Below are 23,523 nucleotides of genomic sequence, written 5' to 3'. Positions count from 1 at the left end.
GCTATGAGCAAAGCATTTTTCATCACAGGCACCGATACCGAAGTAGGCAAAACCCATGTTACTTGTTTGTTATTAAAACAATGCGCTGCAAAAGGCTTAAAAGTCATTGGCATGAAACCGATTGCGGCAGGTTGTGAGCTGGTGGATGGTGAATGGGTGAATGAAGATGTACAAAAACTCATCGCTAGTAGCAATGTAAAAGCGCCTTTAAATTTAATTAACCCTTACTGCTTTAAAGAACCCATCGCACCGCACTTAGCCGCAGAAAAAGCAGGCGTGACGATAGCAATTGATACCATCGTCAACGCATTTAAACAATTGCAAACCATGGCAGATGTGGTAATTGTTGAAGGCGCAGGTGGCTTTTTAGTGCCGCTCAATGCCAATGACGATATGGCAGATTTAGCAATCGCTTTAGGCATTCCAACCATATTGGTTGTCGGCATGCGATTAGGTTGTATTAATCATAGTTTGTTAACGGTAGAAGCGATTAAAGCACGTGGGTTAGCCTTGCATGGTTGGGTGGCGAATCATATTGATCCTGAGATGGAAGTGCAGCAAGAGAATATTTTAACGATTACGCAACAGCTTGGGTTAGAGCCGATATTGGTTTCGGAGTGGGTTGGATAGTATTTAGTCTATAGTTAACATTCTTTTTCGCCTTTAGGCGAGTTACTTTCTTTTAACTGCCTGAAAAGAAAGTAACCCAAGAAAACGGCACCCCACACCAAGGCCTTCGGCTCCCTTGCGCTACTCAGCAAACAAGGCGTCTGTACCCGTAAAGGGCATCACCAACTTCGCTAGCTGCTAAAGCAGCAAGTCAGTTGAGACGGAACTCGCCATATATAAAACAATATGGCTCAAACAGTCCTCGACGAAATCTCCTTGCTTGCTTCCGTTGCTCAGCTTGGCGTCAAGGGGGGAACCATCGAAACTTGTACGATTGTAGTACTGAACAAATATTAATCCTCGTCTTTCCCGCGAAGGTGGGAATCCAATTATGTTTTAAATTCAAAATGGATTCCCATTTGCATGGGAATGACAGCACTCTACGTTGGGTTGCTTTACCTTCCCCTTGATCAAGCTGAGTAGCGCAGACAAAATAAGATGAAGGCGAGGACCTGTTTGAGCACCGCGACAGACTACGTTTTGTGTAGTCTGTTAGGGCGAGTTCCGCAGCCGCTTATTTTGTTGAGCAACGCAAGGAACCCGTCTCAACCGACTTAATGCTTTAGCATTTAGCGAGGTTGGGGACACCCCTTGCGGGTGAAGGGCTTGATAGCAGGGTGTGTGTTTCTTTGGTTACTTTCTTTAGCACAAGCAAAAGAAAGTGAGTCGCCTAAAGGCGAAAAGGAGTGTTGATTAGATAAGTGATTAGGAGTATTGCGCAATGTTAGTACACTCTATGTGCTGAATCCAAATTCATTATTGCTTAGAACTAATTCAATTGGCATATGGTCACTAGCTTCTATCCAGTTGTGAAATACTCCAATTTTTAGAGCACTCAGTTTAAGTAAGTCTACTGAAACAAAAGCGTAGTCAATGTGATATGGCTTGGCTAAATTTCTTTGTAAATAAAATGATGGCTGGCTTTCGCTACCATGGCGTTCATTATTCTGCACATGGTAAACACTTTTGAAGTTGAGTAGCTATAGCTCTTGCACTACTCCGGAGTGACTCCACCACCTATCTGGCTTATCCCAGATAGCATTGCTATTAAAATCGCCGATAATCAGTGTATTTTTGTTGCTTAGTTCTTTCTGATGTAATTGAATATACTTCCAAAGTTGCCCTATGTATCCAAATGCTTCTGTATCGCTTCCTTTTGTCCAAACACCAAGCAAGGTATATTGATTGTTGAGTATAAATGGAAGAAATAACTTTAAGTCAGAAGACGACCACTTAGACGCGCTATGTATTGTATTTATACCATTAAGGCTAAACGAACCATGCCAGTTTAATTTGTTTACAATATTTCCTTTTTTAGGAAATACTCCAATACCTTTGTTCTTATTGGTACCTAACCAAAGATAATCCCCAGCCTACGAGCGATAACTTAATGTTGAACTTACTGGGTCCTCACATTCTTGAATGATGTATACATCGGCATCTAATAAGTCTAATTTATTAAGCTTTTTTCGTAATGCTCCATTGCAGTTCCATGTCACTATTTTCATAATCGGATTAGAAGACGTTTACCTTATGAATGCTGAGTAGTACTTATTTTTGATAAAGATGCTGTTGTTGAATATATTCAATTGCTTGCTTAGGCACCAAATACCTCACCGATTGTCCAAGTTTCAACAATTCCCTAATCTGCGTCGCACTAATCTCCTGCGCTGAAATCGCTTGCATATTAATCAACCCAGAATTTTCCTCATGCAAAGCACTAACATCTTCAGCATAATGGTCGCGTAATAGTGTTTGCAACTCGTCAGGTAGCGGTTCTTGCGGTTTGCCTTGGTTCGAAAGAGGGTTTGGTCTTTGTACCAGAATAATGTGCGCGTAGTCGAGTAGTGCTTGCCAGCGGTGCCAGGTATTGAGTTTGATAAAGGCATCGCTGCCCATCATTAAACAAAGCGCGGTATTGTTGCCTAATTCTTCGCGTAAGCTGATTAACGTATCAATGGTGTAGGAAGTGCCTTGGCGTTCTAGTTCACGTTTGTCTAAGGTAAATAATGGATTGTCTGCAATCGCGAGTTTGACCATGGTGGCGCGGTGTTCGGCTGACACGGTGACGCTGTCTTTATGTGGCGGATTAGCAGAGGGGATAAACTTTACTTCATCCATGCCTAAGCCATTGGCTAACTCTTGTGCCATGCGTAAATGGCCATAATGAATGGGGTTAAACGTACCGCCAAGAAGGCCGACTAGACGCATACAGTTTTGCGCCTAGTTGCGAATGTGACCATCACCTAATACAACATATTTAAGTGAAGTAAGACCTTCTAAACCGACAGGACCACGCGCATGCAGTTTGTCAGTTGAGATGCCAATTTCAGCACCTAAACCATATTCAAACCCATCGGCAAAGCGGGTAGAGGCATTCACCATCACACTACTTGAATCAACTTCGCGCAAAAATCGTCTTGCTTTGGTATAGTTTTCCGTTACGATGCTTTCGGTATGTTGTGATGAATGTTGATTAATATGGCTAATCGCTTCGTCTACATCATCCACTACTTTGCATGAAATAATCGCATCTAGATACTCGGTATAATGGTCTTCAACTGTTGCTGGTTTGGCTTCTTTTACCCATGCACAAGTTTCTGCACAGCCACGAATCTCAATGCCTTTGCTGATCAACATAGCGGCAATTGTTGGCAACATGCTTTGTGCAACGCTACGCGCAATCAATAACGATTCTGCTGTATTGCAAGTGCCTAGGCGTTGCGTTTTACTGTTTTCTACAATACGTAATGCTTTATCCATATCTGCCTCGCTATCCACATACACGTGGCAGTTACCGTCTAAATGTTTAATCACAGGAATGCGTGCATCATTGGCAATACGTTCAATGAGCCCTTTGCCGCCACGAGGCACAATCACATCAATATAATCTTTCATGGTAATCAGTTCACCTACCGCGGCGCGGTCAGTGGTTTCAACCACTTGCACCACTTCTTTTGGCAAGCCTGCTTTTTCTAAGCCTTCATGCACCAGTTTTGCGAGTGCTTGATTACAATGAATGGCTTCTGAACCACCACGCAAAATCGCTGCATTACCAGATTTAATACATAAGCCTGCTGCATCCGCTGTTACGTTTGGCCTTGCTTCATAGATAATGCCAATGACACCCAAAGGCACGCGCATTTGACCCACTTGAATGCCGCTGGGCATATATTTAAAGTTGTTCATTTGGCCAATTGGATCGGCAAGGCTGGCGATTTGTAGTAAACCTTCTGCCATGCTATCAACGGTTTTTGCCGTTAGGGTTAAACGATCAACTAATGCGCTTTCTAAACCATTCTTTTTAGCCGCTGCCAAGTCCTCGGCGTTCGCGGCTAACAAGCTTTCTTTTTCGCGCAAAATGGCATGCGCAATATTGGTAAGCGCTGCATTTTTGACGTTGGTGTCTGCATTGGCAATTGCGCGTGAAGCCGTTCTAGCATTGTTGCCGAGCGTATCCATATAGTCTTTGATGTTTGACATATTCATGTTGTATTTTCTTTATCTATTGAGCGTTTGCTACCTACTTTTGCTAGACCAAAACACAGCCTAGAGAGTTCTAACCATGCATCCCCTATCATGATGCCTTTAGCGATTCTATCAATATCGCACAATTTTTGTAAGGCGGCTTCTAATTGACGCAACGTTAAGCGCGATAATGCGCGTTGCGTGAGTTGTTGACGATCGCCATAAATACGCGCATTGGTCATGGCTTGATTGATATTTTCACCATTGGCTTGCGCGCGTTTAATCCGAACTAATGGGCGCAAGACCCAAATGAGTGGATTCATCACGGCGATTGCTTGCTCACCTTCATCTTGCAAGCCTTGCAAAATACGTGAAGTGCGTGCCGTATCCCCTACTAAAACGGCTTCACCTAATTTAAAGGCATCGTAGCGTGACACATTCAACACCGCTGTTTGAATATCTTCAAAACTAATTGCGCCTTCAGGATAAAGCAAACTCAGCTTTTGGATTTCTTGATGCGCCGCTAGCAAATTCCCTTCTACTTGGTGTGCCATCAATTCAAGTGAGGCGGTATCTGCTGTTTGATGTTGCAATGCAAGTCGCTTAGCAATCCATTGTGGCAATTGTGCAGGCGCCACATCATTCAGCTCAATCACGGTTGCAGCACTTTGTAATGTGTTAAACCAAACACTTTTTTTAGTTTCTCGCGCAAGGGCGGGTAAGATAATAATAGTAGTGGTATCTGGAATTGGATTTTCTGCTAAATCGGTTAATGCTTTACTGCCTTCAACGCCAGGTTTGCCGTTTGGAATGGCGATTTCAAGGATACGTTGTGATGCAAACAGCGATAATGCTTGGCCAAATTGTTGCACAGATTGCCAATTAAAACTGCGATCAACAATAAAGCTCATCCGCTCTTCAGCACCATTATTTCTGGCGGCTAATCGAATAGCATCTAAACACTCACTGTGGCCCAAAGGCTCATCACCTGCTAAAACGTAAATAGATGATAAGGTTTTATTTAAGTGTTGCTGTAGCTGATTGGGCGCCAACTGCATATTATTGTTGTGATTGTTTTTTTAGTGCAGAGAGTCTACGAATTAATCTGTTCACTACCTCTTGTTGCATATTCTCGTTCAACTTTCTCTCTTCAGTTTGTTTTGATAAGAGTGTGGCATCGCTATAGGTTAAATCACGTCTGGATTCAATTGTAATCGCTTGCGACCACAGCGGTTGATTAGACACTTTGGTTCGATAGCTGATACGGTAATACAATTCATACTCGTTTACTGTACCCGTGCCAGCCAAAGACAAAATACGCTTTTCATTTTCCTCGCCAAGTAAATCAATTAATAATTCTGCATTCTCGGCAGAGGGTAGTATCTTAATTTCATTCGTATTTAAATACTTTTTAAGGTCTTTTGAGATGGTTAAGGTGTTCCCTTGAATATAAACAGACTTAAAAGGAATATCACTGGGGCCGCGCAAATGAAAACCACAAGCACTTAAACTAGCAACAATTAGTGATATTAAATAAAAATAAGTTATTGATTTCAATGCTTATCCAATCACAACATTAATCAGTTTATTGGGGACAACAATAATTTTACGCACAGTGTTATTATCTACCAAGAATTTCGTTACACAATCTTGAACAACAACTAATTGTTCAATTTCAGCTATGCTGATAGTGCGAGCCACTTGCAAATTGCCGCGTAATTTTCCATTGACCTGAATCATCATCTCAACTTCATCTTGAACCATTGCCGCCTCTAAAGGTTGGGGCCAGCTAGCGTGTAAAATATCATCACCGTAGCCCAGCTCTTTCCATAAAGCTTGGCTTATATGCGGTGCAAGCGGCGACAGTATGCGTAATAGGATGGAGAAGCCTTCATGCGCTACACTTTGCCAATCTTGTTCGCCATCTTTTAGCACTTTTTCCAGTGTATTTAATATTTTCATGCTAGTAGAAGCAACAGTATTCAATTGTTGGCGATCTAAATCATAAGTGGCTTGTTTTAAGCCTAAATGAATCTCGCGCCTTGCTGCCGCTAAGTTGCTAGTCAATTTTGCGGGTAATTCAACTGTTGCTTCAGTTGATAAAGCATAGCCAAAATGCCAAACTCTTTTCATAAAGCGGTGCGATCCTTCTACTCCAGAATCTGACCATTCTAATGTTTGTTCTGGCGGTGCGGCAAACATCATAAAAAATCGCGCGGTATCTGCGCCATATTGATCAATGAGCGATTGTGGATCGACGCCGTTTCGTTTCGATTTTGACATGGTGCCCATGCCTTGAAAGTCCACAGGCTTTCCATCGGATAGTAAAGTCGCACCAATTGTTTTGCCCTGTTCGTCATGCATCAACTTAACTTCTTCTGGCGCGAAGTATTCAATGCCGCCTTTGTTGGTGCGACGAGAGAAAATATGATTAAGCACCATGCCTTGCGTTAATAAATTAGCGAAAGGTTCGTCATAATTGACCAAGCCTAAGTCACGCATGACTTTGCTCCAAAAGCGCGAGTAAAGCAGATGCAGAATGGCATGCTCAATGCCGCCAATATATTGGTCAACTGGCATCCAATAATTGGTCTGTTCATCGACCATTGATCCACTACTTTGGCCGCTAGCATAACGTGCGTAATACCAACTAGAATCAACAAACGTATCCATGGTATCCGTTTCACGTTTGGCTGGTTTGCCACAACTTGGACAAGTGCAATTGACAAAACTATCTAATTTATTTAATGGGTTGCCAGAGCCATCGGGTACGCAATCCTCAGGCAGTTTTACGGGTAATTGATCGTCTGGCACTGGCACGTCGCCGCAAGTATCGCAGTGAATAATCGGAATTGGACAACCCCAATAGCGTTGACGCGAAACACCCCAATCGCGCAAGCGCCAGTTGATTTGTTTGTCGCCTAAGCCCTTGGCATGTAAATCGTTAGCAATAGCATCAACCGCTGCTGCATAAGCTAAACCATCATATTGTGCGGAATGCATGCACACGCCTTTGGTTTTGTCGCCATACCATTCTTGCCAAGCATCTTCAGAAAATGTGTCGTCAGTTGCAATCACTTGTTTAATCGCTAAATGGTATTTTTTCGCAAACCAGAAATCGCGCTCATCGTGTGCAGGAACAGCCATGACTGCGCCTTCGCCATAAGACATTAATACATAATTACCAATCCAAACAGGCACTTCTTCATGGGTGAGCGGATGGGTAACGGTTAAGCCCGTATCCATACCTTCTTTTTCCATCGTTGCCATATCAGCTTCTGTGACTGAGCCCAGTTTGCATTGGTCTATAAAGGCTTGTAGCGCAGGATTATTTTTTGCGGCAAATGTTGCCAGCGGATGTTCAGCGGCAACTGCACAGAAAGTCACGCCCATAATGGTGTCGGCGCGGGTAGTAAATACCCATAATTTTCCCTCATCAATTAACGAGCCATCTGCATCTTTAATGTTGTGCGTAAAGGCAAAGCGCACACCAACACTTTTACCAATCCAATTGGCTTGCATGGTTTTTACGCGTTCTGGCCAGCCCGTTAGTTTGTCTAAATCATCCAATAATTGCTGTGCATAGCCAGTAATATTGAAATAGTAGCCTGGAATTTCACGTTTTTCGACTAGTGCGCCTGTGCGCCAACCACGGCCATCAATCACCTGTTCATTGGCTAATACCGTTTGATCAACGGGATCCCAGTTAACAGTTTGGGTTTTTTTGTAAGCAATGCCTTTTTCAAGCATGCGTAAAAATAACCATTGATTCCATTGGTAATATTCAGGCTGGCAAGTGGCTAATTCACGTGACCAATCAATGGCAAAACCAAGTGATTTAAGCTGTTTGCGCATATAAGCAATATTGTCAAACGTCCATTTGGCTGGCGGCACATTATTTTGAATGGCTGCATTTTCTGCAGGTAAACCAAACGCATCCCAACCCATCGGCTGTAATACGTTAAACCCCTTCATATGATGATAGCGGCTTAATACATCGCCTATTGTATAATTGCGTACATGACCCATGTGCAGTTTGCCACTTGGGTAAGGGAACATAGATAAGCAATAATACTTGGGTTTATTGCTATTATCGCTGGCTGCAAAAGCCTGATTTTCGTGCCAATATGTTTGTGCGTCTTGTTCGATTTGTTTGAAAGGGTATTGCTGTTGCATGGCGTGTGAAGGTGCTAAATAAAAGCAACATTATACTGCATGGCAAGTGCTTTGGTATGTTAAAGCCAAAGGCAGCTGTTGGGAAATCAGTTAAACTGGTTCAACTAAATCACGGTAGGCATGCCAACTTGCATGTCCGATAATCGGCATAGTAATGATTAAGCCGATAAAGTGGGTGGCAAACCCAATGGCAACTAATAAGACGATAGTGATTGCCCATAACACCATTGGAACGACGTTGCGGGTAACTGCTAGTAGGCTAGCGATAGCTGCCGTAACAGCATCGGTTTTTTGATCGGCCATGAGTGGGATAGCAACAACGCTGACCGCATACACAAAAGCAGCAAAAAAACCGCCAACCGCAAAATACACCAAGGCAAATGTGGGTTGTTCAAAAGTAATGACAGTTTGAACAATCTCCAAAAATGTAGGAAGCCCACCTTGAAAAAATAAAGCAAAAATGACTAATGATGCGCGCGCCCAAATTAACAGAATAACAACCAACACACCAGCAAAGATGCCAACGTTCATCAAGTTTGCGCGCCAAGCGCTTAAGCTAGGGATTAGCACTGGTTTTTCACCAAGTTCTATACGTCGACTTAAATCATAAAGTCCCATCGCAAGAAAAGGGCCTATCAGCAAAAAGCCAGTGGTTAGTGCAGATAGTAACCAGCTAGCATCAAATAACACGGTATGCATGAGAATGCCAGCGCATGCAAAAATAATCCCATAAAACAAGCTAGCAAATTGCGCTTGTCGCACATCATCTAAACCACGCCTGAGCCAGTCAATAATGTTACTTGATTGTATTTTGCGAACAACTGGAAAGCGTTGCGACGCACTATCGACCTCTGCGATTTTATTTTTGCTCATCAGCTTGCCCCTATGTCAATCATGGCCTGAGTTATTAAGTGCTAATTTGCCAATTTATACACAGGATTCCTTTGTAAAGCAAATGCAGCAGTTAAACAAGTGCGGCAGTTAAACAAGTGCAGCAAAAATACTGTCGCGTATGCTATTCATTTCACCCAAGCCATTGACCTTGATATGTTTTGGCGCTCCTGTAACGCCACTATTCGCCCAGTTAGCATAATAATCAACCAGCGGTTTTGTTTGGTCGTGATACACCTCAAGGCGTTTTTTGACCGTTTCTTCTTTATCATCATCACGTTGGACTAAGTTTTCACCCGTTACATCATCTTTACCTTGGACTTTTGGCGGGTTGAATTTGACGTGGTAGGTGCGACCACTTTCTGGGTGACTGCGACGACCACTCATACGCTCAACAATCGCGCTATCAGGCACATCAATTTCGACCACGTAATCGATCATTACGCCTGCTGCTTTCATTGCGTCCGCTTGTGGGAGCGTGCGTGGAAAGCCATCAAATAGAAAGCCATTTTTGCAATCAGCTTCTTTGATGCGTTCCGATACTAAGCCAATAATAACGGCATCAGGAACCAAACCGCCACTATCCATATAGCTTTTGGCTTCCAAGCCTAATGGCGTTCCTGCTTTTACGGCGGCGCGAAGCATGTCACCTGTAGAAATTTGTGGAATGTTAAAGTGCTCTTTAATGAACGTGGCTTGTGTGCCCTTGCCAGCACCCGGTGCACCCAATAAAATGATTCTCATACAATTCTCGCTTACGTGTGGTTACAAAATAAAAAAATGAAACGAAATAAAAAATTCACACAGCACTATACAGATAATTGGTGATGACAACAAATTCGGCGACGCTAAGCGTTTCAGCTCTACGCTGTGCATCAATATCTAATTTCATAAAATCATCATCGTTTAAAAAAGGTTTTAACGTATTTCGGATGGTTTTACGACGCTGTGAAAATGCAGCAAGCACCACTGTGGCAAACAGCACGGTGTCTTTTGCGACGAATGGCAATATAGTATGTGGCACGCAGCGAACAAAAGCCGACTCTACTTTGGGGGCGGGGTTAAATGCCTCAGGCGGTACGGTAATAAGATATTCCATTTGCAAGTAATATTGCAACATCACACTGAGCCTGCCATAGGCTGGTGTTGCTGGGGCTGCAACCATGCGTTCAACCACTTCTTTTTGCAGCATAAAATGCATGTCGACAATGCTGGATAAATGATCTAACAAGTGAAATAAAATCGGCGTTGAGATATTGTATGGCAAGTTCCCAGTAACCCGTAAATCATTGCCCAGTGATGAAAAATCAAATTTAAGTGCATCCACATTATGCACAGTCAACTTGTTTTTTTCATACGCGGGCATATTGTATTCAGTCGACATCCAACTGACAATGTCACGGTCAATCTCCACCACATGCAATGCGGTCACTTTATTGAGAAGGGGTTTGGTTAATGCACCTAGACCAGGACCAATTTCGATGAGCCGTTCACCTTCTTGCGGATTAATGGCATTAATTAAGCTGTTAATAATGGTTTGGTCAGTTAAAAAATTCTGTCCAAATCTTTTTTTGGCTTGATGCTTCATGATGGATAATCCGACTTCAATCGATTGTTTGCCAGTTGAATAGCAAGCGCAAGCGCCGCTTGCATGCTGCCGATATGAATATTGCCAGTACCAGCTAAATCAAGTGCTGTACCATGATCAACAGATGTACGGATAATGGGCAACCCTAATGTAATATTAACGCCATTACCAAAACTGGCATACTTTAAGACAGACAGGCCTTGATCGTGATACATCGCCAGCACGGCGTCTGCTTGGGTTAAATGTTGATTGGTAAATAATGTGTCGGCAGGTAAAGCGCCAATAAGCTGCATGCCTTCGTTACGTAAGCGCTCCAGCACAGGGTTAATGATAGTCATCTCTTCATCTCCCAAGTAACCATTTTCGCCCGCATGTGGATTTAATCCTGCCACCAATACCCGAGGATTGCTGATGTTAAATTGACTCATTAAGTCGGCATGCAGAATGCGTATCGTGGTTTCCAATGATGTTTGATTAATCGCCGCTGGCACTTTTGATAGCGGTAAATGGGTTGTTGCCAGTGCCACACGCAAGCCACCCCCAACTAACATCATCACGACTTGTGGTGTGTGTGTTTGCTCTGCTAAAAACTCCGTGTGACCGGTAAAAGCAATACCGGCTTCATTGATAATGCCTTTGTGAACTGGGGCTGTGACAATCGCATCGAATTGATGATGTTGACAACCTTGTATTGCCGCATTAAGTGTGTTCAGCACATATTGACTGTTGTTGGCATCTAGTTTGCCAGCAACAACTGTTGTTTGTGTTGGAAGATGCATGACCGATAGATTTGTCGGCTTGCTAGTTACTTTAGATGGTTGGTCTAATGGAAGTTCTGGCGACAGCTTCGATAATACAATATCAAGCTTAAGCTGCTTTGCTCTGGCCGCAAGCATATCAATATCGCCAATAATGGTGATGTTAGCATCAACAGATTGGTGCGCCAGCATTAAGCACAAGTCGGGGCCAATGCCTGCAGGCTCGCCAGAAGTGATAGCAATACGTGGATTGACTTTTTTCAATGTTGGTTTAGATGTGACTAAAAGTTGTCCTCAAGTCTTAACTCGACAAAAGCGCGATCGCGCAGCTCATTTACCCAATCTTGGTAGGCTTCTTCTACTTTGCGCGCAAAAATTTCTTTACGCGCTTGAATCCGCGCTGCCTGATCGGTCATATCTTGTTTGCGACGCTCTAGGACTTGAATAATGTGCCACCCGAATGGCGAGCGAATGGGTTCGCTTATTGCTTGCGGTTCAAGCGCATCCATTGCTTTTTCAAATTCAGGAACGGTATCACCTGGGCTAACCCAGCCCAAATCACCGCCACTACTGGCAGAGCCATCTTCCGAATATTGTTGTGCCAGCTCGCCAAAGTCTGCGCCATTATCTAAGCGTTCTTTAAGACCATCCATTTTTAATTTGGCTTCTTGCTCTGACACCACCTCATTCAACTTGATTAAGATATGGCGTGTACGCGTTTGCTCTACAATTAAAGTAGAATCAGCACTCCGTTTATTATTCACCTTAACAATATGAAAGCCAGTAGGACTACGGATGGGTTTTGATATACCGCCTACTGCCAAATCTGACAATAGTGCCAAAAATGCTGGCGGAATTTGACTGCTGCTGCGCCAGCCCATATTGCCACCTTCAAGCGCATTAGGCGCATCTGAAAAATGAGCAGACACCTGCTCAAAACTATCACCGTTGCGAAGCGCTGTTAAGGCTTCTTCTACTTTGAGTTGTGCCATTTCTAAATCTTTTGGTGAGCTATCTTCAGGGGTTCGAATAAGAATATGAGAAAGATCAAACTCTTCTTGTTTACCATCTGTGCTGTTTTCTTGGGTAGTCAGGTAATTATCAACTTCGCCTTCACTAATGTTGATTCGATTATTGATTTCAGCTTCTTTTAACCTGGCGATTGTTATTTCATTACGCATATCTTCACGAAAGACAGGGTATGAAACACCGTCGTTTGATAGGGCAGCTTTAAAGGCTTCAACAGTCATTTGATTTTGTTCTGCAATGCGGTCGATTGTTTTTTCAAGTTGCACTTCGTTAACCTTAATGCCCCTTTCTTCAGCTAACTGCAATTGAATACTGTCCACAATAAGACGCTCTAAAATCTGTTTTCTCAGAACGCGCGGTTCTGGTAGTTGCTTACCTTGTTTTTCTAGCTGATCTGAAACCGTCTGTACTTTGGTTTCTAACTCCTGCTCTGTAATAGCCTGTTTGTCGACGATAGCAACAATACGATCTAACTTGATAATGTCATCAGCAAGCGCGCTCAGTGAAAATAAACTTAAGCTCAGCGGAATACTGATCAATAAAAAAAGCATTAATGGGGATTTTGCATTCAATAATTTCATTGGTTGTAATTTTGCTGTCTATAAAAATATGGAATTTCACTGGAGCTTACATATCCAGGAATGTCACGTCTTAGTAAATTTAATGGGTTGGAGCCTATAGAGCTTATCCCGCCTAATTCAAGTTGGAAAAAGAAACCATAGTTGGCATCCGCCGTTGCTGTTTCTACGCGCTGCACAACCACTCTTCCTTGCCAACAGCCTGCATCATATTCTAGTCCTGCTAAGCTTTCAATCAGTGATTTGTCTCGTATTGAATAGTTGACTCGGCCAACTCCGTACCAACCACGGCTCAGCGGCCACTGACCTGCTACGTTAATTTGCTCTAAAAACTGTTGCGTGTAACGATAGCCAGCATTAATCAGCTTGCCTGGCTCGGGGTTGTAACGCGCCAAAATATTGGCTCTGACCGTGTTTGCGTCATCAGTGTTATATTGCCAAAAGCTATCCAAGTTCCATTGATTTGATAAACGTGCGGTGATGCCTGCGATAATATCAGTATTGTTACTTTGTGTTGCAGTGCCGCCAGGTAAAGTGACTTCTTGGTCGGCAAAGTAATAACGCTGGCCAATAGTGGCCGCCCAACGTTCTATGCCGGTGTCACTATCAATAACTCTTGTTGTTAATGCCAAGCTTATTTGGTTGGCGTTATTGATTCTATCTTCACCTGCGAATTGATTTTCAGTAAACAAAGTAGTCATGTTTAAATCAGCTAAACCTGTATCAAATATCGGTAGCAAGTCTTGTTTTTTATTTGGGATATACACATAAAATAAACGCGGTTCTATGGTTTGGGTATAGTTATTATCGGCAACGCCAATATCACGTTCAAAATATAGGCCACTATCTAAACTAAAAATAGGGAGCGTACGTGATGCTGAATTGTTACTAATGTTCTGCCCATTGATAACAAAGTTATTATCATTCAGATTGTAATGACTTGCATGTAAGCCAAGTTTAGGGGTAATAAAGCCATACGGTTTCATGAGTGGCATGCTGATGCTTGGGTAAACCGTGAGCCGATTACCTGTTGGTGCAATAGGGGCATTACTGTTGAGGTTAAAATAGGTCCACTGGCTGCTCAAGTTTGTTTGTATGCCACCAAACTCTTTATCTGCAAAAAGCGATATTTGCGGCAATCGTTCATATGGAAAACTCAGTTGATCTAAGGTTTGATATTTTTGTACTAGACCATTGAATCGCCATACATCACCAACATAGTCTACACGACCAGCTTGTGATAAATTGACCTGGCTGGTGCTGATAATGCGAGTAGACATATCAGAAAAGTATTCATCATCAGATACTTTTTCAATGTTGTATCCCGCTGACCAGCCATCACCTAATAAATGGGTGTGATTAACATTGATAAAGTAACGCTGATCACCAGTAAGACTATCTTGGTTTAAATATTCAATACTATCTGCACCAGAGTAGTTTTCGCCCATATAACGAAAGGTGCCTTGCAACTGCGCGCCACGTCGACTGAGAAAACGTACGCCCACCGTCGCATCTTTATCGGGTGCAATATTAAAATAATAAGGAACCAATGTCTCAAAACCACTTCGACTAGTTGAGCCAACAGTTGGCGCCAAAAAGCCAGACTTACGTTCATTATTAAATGAAAAGCTCATATAAGGTGAATATAGCAATGGTAAGCCTTTAAATTCGACATAAGCATGCTTGGCAGATCCTGACTCAGTAAATTGATCTAACTCAATTTCATCTGCTTTGATATACCAGTCATCCACGCCCACCTCACAAGTTGTATAGCGTGCCGACTTTAAACGTTTCTTCGACTTCCCTTCAAACAGAACGACTTTGGCATCTGCCCGTGACGCTTTTATTGGTGTATCAGTTGACTGCTTGTCCTGTGCAGAAGCATCAAAATAATTGCCCTGATATAACTTAGGACTATCGGTTAATCGAGTATGCCTGTTGACTAATTTAGATTGCGCATACACATTGGGATCATTATAAGTCTTGATGTTGGCATCATTAACAGACAGTGGTTTTTTTAAGCTAATACTGGCGTTTTTCATTTCACCTATCGTATCTGTTAAACGCATTTTTAGGGCCGGGCCAGTAATGACGCCATCACCTAGTTCGATACGTACATTGCCTTTTGCTCTAAGCTCATCATTGAGCATATTGTATTCAATGACATCGCCGTATATTTTCTGATCATCACGCGAGATCACGGCATTACCGACAGCATGCATTTTTCTATCTAAATAGAGATCAAGCGTATCACCTGCTATTTCAATAGCACCCGGTAGTGCCACGGGTTGAACTGTTTCTGGTATTTTAAACAATACACGCGTGAGTGTTTCTGCAGCAGGAGAGCTGCTATAGCTAAGCAAATAAATCACAACTGCGTTGGCAATAAATTGCTTATAGCGTTTGAAGTGTGTACGGTAGATAGTCAATGAAGTTTAAATAATCATTTTTTTAATGAAAAATTGTTCAATACAGTATTATCTCCGCGCATGATAAAATCTCATAAAGCAAAATTGTCATAGAACAAAAGTGTAATCAATAAAAAATGTAGCTTTTTAACAATACGTTAGCTACATTATAAAAAGTAATTTTACCTTAAAGAAGATTGTCATGGATAGAAAAAAAGAACTAGAACATTGGTTAATACGTGTGCTCCCTAAAAGGCCTTTTACCTTAAGCACAGCATCTGCTGATGCAAGCTTTAGGCGTTATTTTCGTGTGCACTTGGAAAATGAAACATTAATCGCCATGGATGCACCGCCTCAGCTAGAGAACTGCCAATTGTTCGTTGATGTTGATCGATTATTTTTAGCATGTGGATTGCATGTACCTGAAATCGTTGCACAAGATCTTGAGCAGGGCTTTTTGCTATTAAGTGATTTGGGCAGCAAAACGTATTTGTCTGAATTAACTAAAGACAATGCACAATCGATGTACGGCGATGCCACAAATGCATTAATCAAGTTACAGCTAGCGAGCAAGCCTGGAATATTGCCTAATTATGACGCTGCTATGTTGATGCGTGAAATGCAGTTATTTATAGATTGGTATATTGCTAAACACTTAAATATACAATTGAGTGATGCACAGCAGGCGGTATTGCAGAAAACATTTGCTGTGCTGACTGACAATATTGTGCATCAATCACAGGTCTATGTGCACCGGGATTACCACGCTCGAAATTTAATGGTCTGCGATAATAATCCTGGTATTTTGGATTTCCAAGATGCAGTCTATGGGGCAATTACTTATGATTTGGTTTCCTTATTAAAAGATGCTTATATTGGTTGGGAGGAGGCAGAGATGATGGATTGGGTTGTGCGTTATTGGGATGCTGCCAGAAAAGTGCAATTACCTGTTCCGCGCGATTTCAGCGAGTTTTATCGTGACTTTGAATGGATGGGCGCGCAGCGACACATTAAAGTACTTGGTATCTTTGCAAGATTGTCACACCGAGATGGCAAAGATGGTTATCTAAAAGATATGCCGTTGGTCATGGACTATTTGCGTCGTGTTTGTGGCCGCTATTTGGAGTTGCGACCAATGTTAAAATTGCTCAACACATTACAAGGATATGAAGAGAAAGCGGGATATACATTTTAATGAAAGCCATGATTTTAGCCGCTGGTCGTGGAGAGCGTATGCGTCCTTTGACAGACAGTCTACCAAAGCCGCTATTGAAGGTTGGTGGTAAGTCATTGATTGTTTGGCACATTGAGCGTCTGGTTGCTGCAGGTTTTAAAGAGTTGGTAATTAATCATGCATATTTAGGGCAAACAATTGAACAAGCCCTTGGTGATGGAAATCAGTGGGATTGTCACATTGAGTATAGCGCAGAGGCTAGTGCGTTAGAGACCGCAGGGGGTATAGCTAATGCCTTGCCATTGTTGGGCGATGCGCCATTTTTAGTTGTTAATGCTGATGTTTTTTGCGAGATTGATTTTTTACACCTAACGCATGCCTTAAATAAGCCGAACTTAGCCCATCTGGTGATGGTCAATAATCCACCACAACATACAGAAGGCGATTTTGCATTGCAAGCGCATCAGCTTAATAGCGATGGTGAAGAGAAGCTTACTTTTTCAGGCATCGGCGTTTATTCACCAATACTATTTCAACAAATAAAAAAAGGGGATACGGCAAAGCTGGCTCCTTTACTAAAACAAGCCATGACCAATGGCTTAGTTACTGGCGAGCACTTCCAAGGTGTTTGGCATGATATTGGTACGCCACAGCGCTTGCATGAAATCGATGTACGTTTGCGTACAGCTAACCATCTTCATGATCATGGCAAAAATGTACATTGATGTTTTTAATGGCGATGCAGATGGTATCTTTTCGCTGATTCAGCTGCGTAAAGTAAACCCTGTTGCAGTAGAACAGCAGCGCTTAGTAACGGGCGTTAAACGTGATATAAAGTTGATGCGTAACATTAGTAATGCCGACGCGAATCAAGCTCACATGACGGTGTTAGACGTATCGTTTGATAAAAATGAGCATGAGGTAGCCAGGCTGCTTGCACAGGCCAATTCAGTGTTTTATTGCGATCACCACCAAGCAAACAAGTTATTTGCGCATGAATGTTTAACAACAGTCATTGATACCAACCCTGCGGTTTGCACAGCTTTATTGATAAATGATTATTTGCAAAATGCACAGCCGTTATGGGCAGTTACGGCTGCTTATGGTGATGGATTAGATGCTTCAGCAAATCAGTTGGCGGATCAATTGGAGTTGACTGACCAACAAAAGGCAGCATTAAAAGAGCTTGGCGTGCTGATTAATTACAATGCCTATGGCCATACAGTTGAAGATTTGTATTTCGCACCAGATGATTTGTATACCCGCTTAATGGCCTACGATAGTCCATTTGCGGTTATTGCAGATGCTGCATCACCATATGCCCGCTTAAAAAGCGGATATGAGGCAGACTTAACCCAGGCGCAAGAAACCCCTATCCAATCTGATATTGCGTGTTTGCTGCTAGTTGAGTTGCCCAATGCAGCTTGGTCAAATCGTATTAGTGGTACTTATGGCAATATATTGGCAGCAGAAAATCGTGATAAAGCGATAGTCATTGTCAGCAATAATCATGACCAAAGCTTTACCATTAGCCTGCGCGCACCCAAGAATAACCCTTATGGCGCAGCTGATATTTGCAATCAATTTGCAACAGGCGGTGGGCGTGAAGGTGCAGCAGGCATTAATGCGTTACCTGCGACTGAATTGAATCGATTGGTTACGTTGGTCAGCCACACTTACGCGAATGAAAGATACCACGGTAAAACATAATGGATACGTTTAGTCACGCACTTTGGGGTTATGGGTTATTTGGATATAAGCGCTATGCATTATTGGCGATATTATTTGGTGCTTTCCCAGACTTAATCTCATTTGGTGCATTAATGGCAATGCGCATCATTGAGGGCACAATGCAATTTGGTAAACCCTCTCTAGAGAGCCTGCCGTCATGGTTGTATCTTCATTACGCCATTGGGCACAGTTTTTTAATTAGCTTGCCGATGATAGGTTTAGTTGCATTGTGGCGCAGAGGCATCGCTTTCGCTATGTTGGCTTGGCCTTTTCATATTGTACTGGATTTTCCTTTTCATACCAAAGCCTACTTTGCCACGCCAATTTTTTGGCCACTCTCAGATTTTACTGTGGATGGAATAGCATGGTCGCATTGGTATATTTGGTGGCCTAATGTTGCCGGGATTGTGATTTTGTTTTGGTATCGTCGCCAACAAAAGAAAAAGGCAATTTTAAGATAGTGATCATTGTTGATGGGTGATGCGGTTGGGCAATGAAGCAGATGGAACCGAATGCCCAATTAGCGACCAAATAAGCTAAAATGCATAGAGACGTAAGCGCCAAAAATAAGGACATTATTTGACTTTTCCAATACAAGAGTTTAAAGCTAGAAGAGATAAGCTGTTAGCCAACATGCGCGAGGGCATTGCAATCGTGCCGACTGCAGTTGAAGCAATTCGCAATCGCGATAGTCATTATCCCTATCGCTTTGATAGCTATTTTTATTACTTAACTGGCTTCAAAGAGCCAGAGTCCATATTAGTATTAATCGCTGGCAATCAGCCTAAAACTATTTTGTTTTGTCGTGATAAGGATATGGAGCGAGAGATTTGGGATGGCTTTCGTTATGGCCCCAAAGCTGCGCAAGATGTATTTGGTTTTGATGAGGCTTATTCGATCAGTCAGTTGAATGCAATGATGCCAAAGTTGTTATCGAATCAAAGCAAGCTATTTTATAGCTTGGGGGCAGATGTGGCGTGGGATACAAAAGTGACGCAGTGGATAAATCAAGTCAAAGACTTAGCGCGCACAGGTGCTTTTGCGCCAGAAGTTATATTGGACGTGCGTCAGCTGATTGATCGTCAGCGCTTGCTAAAAACACCATTTGAAATTGATATAATGAGACGTTCTGCCAATATTGCCGCCATGGCGCATAACCGCGCTATGCAAAAAACCAAAATAGGCAAAATGGAATATGAAATTGAAGCAGAATATTTACATGAATTTTATCGAAAAGGCGCACAAGCGCCTGCCTATAATAGCATTGTTGCGGGTGGCGCTAATGCCTGTACCTTGCATTACAATGCGAATAATTGCCTATTAAATCAAGGTGATTTATTGTTGATTGATGCTGGCTGTGAGTTAGATGGCTACGCTAGCGATATTACCCGTACCTTTCCAGTCAATGGCAAATTTAGCTCCCCACAAAAAGACTTATACCAATTGGTGCTGACTGCACAGTTGGCTGCAATTGATGCGGCAAAACCCGGCAACAATTGGAATATGCCGCATGAGGCTGCGCTAGATGTATTGGTGCAAGGGTTTATCGATATTGGTTTGTGTCAAGGTACAAAAGACGAAGTGCTGGAAAATGGTAGCTACCGGCAATTTTATATGCACCGCACAGGGCATTGGCTCGGTTTAGATGTGCATGATGTTGGCGATTATAAAGACAGAGAAGGTGATTGGACGGCGCTAACAGCAGGGCATGTGTTGACGGTAGAGCCTGGTTGCTATGTGCGCCCCGCGCCAGATGTCCCCGAACATTTTTGGCATACGGGTATTCGAATAGAAGATGATGTGCTGATTACTGCGCAAGGGAATGAGGTGCTCAGTAAAGAAGCAATTAAATCCGTGGTTGATATTGAAGCGCAAATGGGTGCAAGCTGAGAGAAATGCAGACGATACTCAACCCTGATAATCAATCCATTGTAATCGTTGGAGGCGGGCCTGTTGGTCTGGTATTGGCAATTGCCATGCAACAACATGGTTTGCCGGTTAAGGTATTAGAAGCGCGGCAGCAAGGCGCAGCCTATCATGACAAGCGTGCATTAGCGCTCTCTTACGGTTCAAAAATGATTTTAGAACAGCTGGGTGTTTGGACGGCAGTCCTGCCCCATGTTACCCCAATTGATTGTATTCACGTTTCACAAAAAGGCAGTTTAGGCCGTGCTAAATTGCTAGCGAGTGAGCATCAACTGCCAGCACTTGGTTATGTTGTTGCTTATGGTGCATTGATGCAAGCGCTCGATGGTGTGCTTAACTCAGCACATGTATTGTATGAAGCAGTCGCGACTGCGATTACACAAAATAACGAGTTTGCAGATGTTGATTTTACCTTAGCAGGTGACTCACATAGGCTTGCCACTGATTTGTTGGTGATTGCAGAGGGTGGGCGCAGTTTAGAGAATATCGCTAGCTTAAAACGCGACACCAAAGCCTATGGCCACGATGCCTTAGTCAGCAAAGTGAGTTGCGAATTGCCTCACAATCATATTGCTTACGAACGATTTACCACAACCGGACCCATGGCCTTGCTCCCTAATGGAGATCATGATTTCTCATTGGTTTGGACTGGTGAACAATCAAGTATTGATCGCTTGCTTGCTTTAGATGATGCAACTTTTTTAGCAGAGTTACATGCTACTTTTGGTGATAGAGTGGGACGTTTTTTAAGCGTAGAAAAACGCATGAGTTTCCCCTTAATGAAGTCGCAGTTAGAAAACAAACAAACACCGCACATGGCGGTAATTGGTAACTCAGCCCAAACAATGCATCCAGTCGCCGGGCAGGGGTTTAATGTAGGCATGCGCGATGCAACAGTGTTAATGCAACAGTTGTTAGCAACACCTCAGTCGGATTGGGGCAGCATAAACATGCTAGCAACATATGCTAAAGCCAGAGTGCGTGATACCAAAGGTGGTTTACTGTTTACCGATTTCTTGGTCACTGTGTTTAGCAATGATGTCATTGGCTTGTCTGGGATGCGTAGCCTTGGGTTGGGGTTGTTAGATAGTTGCAGCCCAGTTAAAAACATACTAGTAAACAAAATGAGTTATGGTAAGTAGCAAACAAGCAAAAGCAGTCAATTGTGATGTACTGGTGGTTGGTGCAGGTTTAGTTGGCTTAGCTGCAGTCATTGCTCTGGCAGAACAAGGTAAGCGAGTTGTGCTGATTGATACGCAGAACAGTGAAGTAGTGCAAAAAATGGCATTCCCACAGCAAGATTGGGATGCACGCATTTATGCATTGACACCGGCAACTGAGGCTTTTTTGATTAGGCTAGGCGTATGGTCTTTTGTTGATTTGCTGCGCGTTAATGCTGTTGAGGCAATGGCGCTATGGCATAGTGAATCAGACAGACCGCTCAATTTATTTGCTGAAGATGCGCGATTATCTAAATTAGCCAGCATTGCAGAGAGTCGTCATCTCATGCAGGCTTTATGGAAAAAACTGCAAGCGCTTGAAGTGACTGTGATGAGCGGCATTGCCTGCAGATCGCTAGATTATGATCAAAATAGTGTCATCATTAATTTAGATAACGATATTCAAGTGCGTGCAAGTTTATTAGTTGCAGCCGATGGTGCACAGTCTTTTATAAGGCAAACATTAGCCATTGCGACTAAAACGAAAGCATTTAATCAAACCGCATTGGTGGCTAATTACCAAGTAGAAAAAAAGCATGATAATGTGGCAAGGCAATGGTTTGCATCGCACGAAACGTTAGCTTTGTTGCCCTTGCCTCAACAACATGTGTCAATGGTATGGGCATTGCAAACCCCATTGGCACAGACGTTATTGGCGATGGATGATGCCTGTTTGGCTGAGCATGTGCAAACAAGAGCCAGTGGTCTATTGGGTGAGCTGAAACCGATTGGTCAAACTTTTTCTTATGAATTGAAGCAAGTGACCGCAGAACGATTAATTGCACAGCGTGTAGTATTGATTGGTGATGCTGCCCATCAAGTACATCCCATGGCTGGGCAAGGTGCTAATTTAGGCTTTCGCGATGTGATGTGTTTAGAAAACTTAATCGCGACTAGTCATGCTATGCAAGATATTGGCGATCTGACTTTTCTAAGGCAGTATGAACGTACGAGGAAGGCAGACATTTTAAATATGAATATACTGACAAGCGGGCTCGATACTTTGTTTTCTATTGAGTCTTCCGTCGTTAAAAAAATAACCAGTTTCGGTATGCGGCAATTAGATCAACACCGCAGTATGAAAAACATTTTAATTCAACAAGCAATTGCTTAAAGCAAGGGACAAGAGAGACAACATATGAAACTGAAACAGATAGTATTGGCTTCACTAATCGGTATTAGCCAGATAGCGTATGCGGATGAAGCCAGTCTTAAGAAAAAAATTGAGGCTGCTTATCCCAAATTTGATGTTGAAAGCGTGGTAAAAACACCTTATGCAGGCTTATATGAGGTGTTTATGGGCGGACAAATCGTCTATACCGATGAACATCTCACCTTTCTGATTGCAGAGGGTCATTTGGTTGACCCCAAAACCAAGAAAGATATTACAGGAGAGCGCTTGGAAGAGTTGACAAGAATCGACTTCAATAGCTTACCTTTAAATAAAGCCATTAAGGTGGTTAAAGGCAATGGTAGTCGAAAAATTGCCGTCTTCTCGGATGTGGATTGCCCCTTTTGCAAAAAGCTAGAGCAAGATGAATTAAGTCAGATTAATAATGTAACGATTTATACTTTTTTATATCCTTTAGAGCAACTACATCCCAATGCGGCCGCCAAATCAACATTAATTTGGTGTGCTGAGGATCGTGTGAAAGCATGGAACAATTGGATCTTTAACAATCAATTGCCGAAATCAGCTGGCAATTGTAAAGTTCCTTTAGCAGAAATTGGTGAGTTGGCCGGAAAAATTGGGGTGGCAAGCACGCCAACATTGATTTTTGCAGATGGTAAACGCATGATGGGAGCGCAGCCACATAAAGTAATCGAGGCTGCTATGAAGGCCGCTGCCAAGTAGTGAGCGACAGCAACATTAACAATAAAATAGGCCAGTCAAGACTGGCCTATTT

Annotated in this window: 20 protein-coding genes; 9 read left to right on the top strand and 11 right to left on the bottom strand. The window is 42.7% G+C overall.

Annotated elements, in window-relative coordinates; translation table 11 throughout:
- Positions 1-3 precede the first annotated feature (3 nt).
- A complete protein-coding gene (gene bioD / locus KFB94_02515; GenBank protein ID QVL46001.1) occupies positions 4-630 on the top strand; it encodes a dethiobiotin synthase in 627 nt (208 codons plus the stop codon).
- A gap of 1,590 nt (positions 631-2,220) precedes the next feature.
- Here the strand turns inward: bioD and nadD are convergent.
- The 11 genes from nadD to KFB94_02460 form a co-directional block, all read right to left on the bottom strand.
- Positions 2,221-2,880: a nicotinate-nucleotide adenylyltransferase gene (nadD, locus tag KFB94_02510; GenBank protein ID QVL46000.1), complete on the bottom strand. Its 660-nt coding sequence runs from the start codon at positions 2,878-2,880 to the stop codon at positions 2,221-2,223.
- Positions 2,881-2,892: 12 nt separating this feature from the next.
- Positions 2,893-4,152, bottom strand: a complete 1,260-nt coding sequence (locus KFB94_02505; GenBank protein ID QVL45999.1) for a glutamate-5-semialdehyde dehydrogenase — start codon at positions 4,150-4,152, stop codon at positions 2,893-2,895.
- Positions 4,153-4,154: 2 nt separating this feature from the next.
- A complete protein-coding gene (locus tag KFB94_02500) occupies positions 4,155-5,195 on the bottom strand; it encodes a DNA polymerase III subunit delta (GenBank protein ID QVL45998.1) in 1,041 nt (346 codons plus the stop codon).
- 1 nt (position 5,196) lies between these two features.
- A complete protein-coding gene (locus tag KFB94_02495; GenBank protein ID QVL46541.1) occupies positions 5,197-5,607 on the bottom strand; it encodes a hypothetical protein in 411 nt (136 codons plus the stop codon).
- Positions 5,608-5,697: 90 nt separating this feature from the next.
- Positions 5,698-8,313 (bottom strand): leucine--tRNA ligase, encoded by a 2,616-nt coding sequence (leuS, locus tag KFB94_02490; GenBank protein ID QVL45997.1) that lies wholly within the window; start codon positions 8,311-8,313, stop codon positions 5,698-5,700.
- 90 nt (positions 8,314-8,403) lie between these two features.
- Complete coding sequence (locus tag KFB94_02485; protein ID QVL45996.1) at positions 8,404-9,186, bottom strand: DUF2189 domain-containing protein; 783 nt, start codon at positions 9,184-9,186, stop codon at positions 8,404-8,406.
- 108 nt (positions 9,187-9,294) lie between these two features.
- Complete coding sequence (gene adk / locus KFB94_02480) at positions 9,295-9,948, bottom strand: adenylate kinase (GenBank protein QVL45995.1); 654 nt, start codon at positions 9,946-9,948, stop codon at positions 9,295-9,297.
- 55 nt (positions 9,949-10,003) lie between these two features.
- Positions 10,004-10,792 carry a 16S rRNA (adenine(1518)-N(6)/adenine(1519)-N(6))-dimethyltransferase RsmA gene (gene rsmA, locus KFB94_02475; protein QVL45994.1) on the bottom strand — a complete coding sequence of 263 codons (789 nt, stop codon included), beginning with the start codon at positions 10,790-10,792 and terminating at the stop codon, positions 10,004-10,006.
- Positions 10,789-11,814: a 4-hydroxythreonine-4-phosphate dehydrogenase PdxA gene (pdxA, locus tag KFB94_02470; protein QVL45993.1), complete on the bottom strand. Its 1,026-nt coding sequence runs from the start codon at positions 11,812-11,814 to the stop codon at positions 10,789-10,791. The genes rsmA and pdxA overlap by 4 nt, the downstream gene beginning before the upstream one ends.
- Before the next feature lie 17 nt (positions 11,815-11,831).
- Positions 11,832-13,160 (bottom strand): peptidylprolyl isomerase, encoded by a 1,329-nt coding sequence (locus KFB94_02465; GenBank protein QVL45992.1) that lies wholly within the window; start codon positions 13,158-13,160, stop codon positions 11,832-11,834.
- On the bottom strand, positions 13,157-15,586 hold the full coding sequence (locus KFB94_02460) for an LPS-assembly protein LptD (protein QVL45991.1): 2,430 nt from the start codon (positions 15,584-15,586) through the stop codon (positions 13,157-13,159). The genes KFB94_02465 and KFB94_02460 overlap by 4 nt, the downstream gene beginning before the upstream one ends.
- Before the next feature lie 181 nt (positions 15,587-15,767).
- Between KFB94_02460 and KFB94_02455 the strand changes: the two genes are divergently transcribed.
- The 8 genes from KFB94_02455 to KFB94_02420 all read left to right on the top strand — a co-directional run bounded on the left by KFB94_02455 (position 15,768) and on the right by KFB94_02420 (position 23,471).
- Positions 15,768-16,760 carry a phosphotransferase gene (locus KFB94_02455; protein ID QVL45990.1) on the top strand — a complete coding sequence of 331 codons (993 nt, stop codon included), beginning with the start codon at positions 15,768-15,770 and terminating at the stop codon, positions 16,758-16,760.
- Positions 16,760-17,464: a nucleotidyltransferase family protein gene (locus KFB94_02450; protein ID QVL45989.1), complete on the top strand. Its 705-nt coding sequence runs from the start codon at positions 16,760-16,762 to the stop codon at positions 17,462-17,464. Before KFB94_02455 ends, KFB94_02450 begins: the two co-directional genes overlap by 1 nt.
- On the top strand, positions 17,445-18,449 hold the full coding sequence (locus KFB94_02445; GenBank protein QVL45988.1) for an acetyltransferase: 1,005 nt from the start codon (positions 17,445-17,447) through the stop codon (positions 18,447-18,449). Before KFB94_02450 ends, KFB94_02445 begins: the two co-directional genes overlap by 20 nt.
- On the top strand, positions 18,449-18,931 hold the full coding sequence (locus KFB94_02440) for a hypothetical protein (protein ID QVL45987.1): 483 nt from the start codon (positions 18,449-18,451) through the stop codon (positions 18,929-18,931). The genes KFB94_02445 and KFB94_02440 overlap by 1 nt, the downstream gene beginning before the upstream one ends.
- A 130-nt stretch (positions 18,932-19,061) precedes the next feature.
- Positions 19,062-20,360 carry an aminopeptidase P N-terminal domain-containing protein gene (locus tag KFB94_02435; GenBank protein ID QVL46540.1) on the top strand — a complete coding sequence of 433 codons (1,299 nt, stop codon included), beginning with the start codon at positions 19,062-19,064 and terminating at the stop codon, positions 20,358-20,360.
- A gap of 5 nt (positions 20,361-20,365) precedes the next feature.
- Positions 20,366-21,538: an FAD-dependent monooxygenase gene (locus KFB94_02430; GenBank protein ID QVL45986.1), complete on the top strand. Its 1,173-nt coding sequence runs from the start codon at positions 20,366-20,368 to the stop codon at positions 21,536-21,538.
- Complete coding sequence (locus KFB94_02425; protein ID QVL45985.1) at positions 21,528-22,730, top strand: FAD-dependent monooxygenase; 1,203 nt, start codon at positions 21,528-21,530, stop codon at positions 22,728-22,730. Before KFB94_02430 ends, KFB94_02425 begins: the two co-directional genes overlap by 11 nt.
- A 24-nt stretch (positions 22,731-22,754) precedes the next feature.
- Positions 22,755-23,471, top strand: coding sequence for a DsbC family protein (locus KFB94_02420; protein ID QVL45984.1), 717 nt, complete (start codon positions 22,755-22,757; stop codon positions 23,469-23,471).
- Positions 23,472-23,523 lie beyond the last annotated feature (52 nt).

This window comes from Methylophilaceae bacterium (assembly GCA_018398995.1).
Lineage (GTDB): Bacteria > Pseudomonadota > Gammaproteobacteria > Burkholderiales > Methylophilaceae.
Note: the sequence above shows the minus strand (reverse complement) of the source record. Positions and strands in the feature narration are given on the sequence as shown.

Coding starts and splice junctions, on each gene's coding strand:
- bioD (QVL46001.1), top strand. CDS start 4: ATGAGCAAAGCATTTTTCATCACAGGCACCGATACCGAAGTAGGCAAA.
- nadD (QVL46000.1), bottom strand. CDS start 2,880: ATGCGTCTAGTCGGCCTTCTTGGCGGTACGTTTAACCCCATTCATTAT.
- KFB94_02505 (QVL45999.1), bottom strand. CDS start 4,152: ATGTCAAACATCAAAGACTATATGGATACGCTCGGCAACAATGCTAGA.
- KFB94_02500 (QVL45998.1), bottom strand. CDS start 5,195: ATGCAGTTGGCGCCCAATCAGCTACAGCAACACTTAAATAAAACCTTA.
- leuS (QVL45997.1), bottom strand. CDS start 8,313: ATGCAACAGCAATACCCTTTCAAACAAATCGAACAAGACGCACAAACA.
- KFB94_02485 (QVL45996.1), bottom strand. CDS start 9,186: ATGAGCAAAAATAAAATCGCAGAGGTCGATAGTGCGTCGCAACGCTTT.
- adk (QVL45995.1), bottom strand. CDS start 9,948: ATGAGAATCATTTTATTGGGTGCACCGGGTGCTGGCAAGGGCACACAA.
- rsmA (QVL45994.1), bottom strand. CDS start 10,792: ATGAAGCATCAAGCCAAAAAAAGATTTGGACAGAATTTTTTAACTGAC.
- KFB94_02465 (QVL45992.1), bottom strand. CDS start 13,160: ATGAAATTATTGAATGCAAAATCCCCATTAATGCTTTTTTTATTGATC.
- KFB94_02455 (QVL45990.1), top strand. CDS start 15,768: ATGGATAGAAAAAAAGAACTAGAACATTGGTTAATACGTGTGCTCCCT.
- KFB94_02450 (QVL45989.1), top strand. CDS start 16,760: ATGAAAGCCATGATTTTAGCCGCTGGTCGTGGAGAGCGTATGCGTCCT.
- KFB94_02445 (QVL45988.1), top strand. CDS start 17,445: ATGGCAAAAATGTACATTGATGTTTTTAATGGCGATGCAGATGGTATC.
- KFB94_02440 (QVL45987.1), top strand. CDS start 18,449: ATGGATACGTTTAGTCACGCACTTTGGGGTTATGGGTTATTTGGATAT.
- KFB94_02430 (QVL45986.1), top strand. CDS start 20,366: ATGCAGACGATACTCAACCCTGATAATCAATCCATTGTAATCGTTGGA.
- KFB94_02425 (QVL45985.1), top strand. CDS start 21,528: ATGGTAAGTAGCAAACAAGCAAAAGCAGTCAATTGTGATGTACTGGTG.
- KFB94_02420 (QVL45984.1), top strand. CDS start 22,755: ATGAAACTGAAACAGATAGTATTGGCTTCACTAATCGGTATTAGCCAG.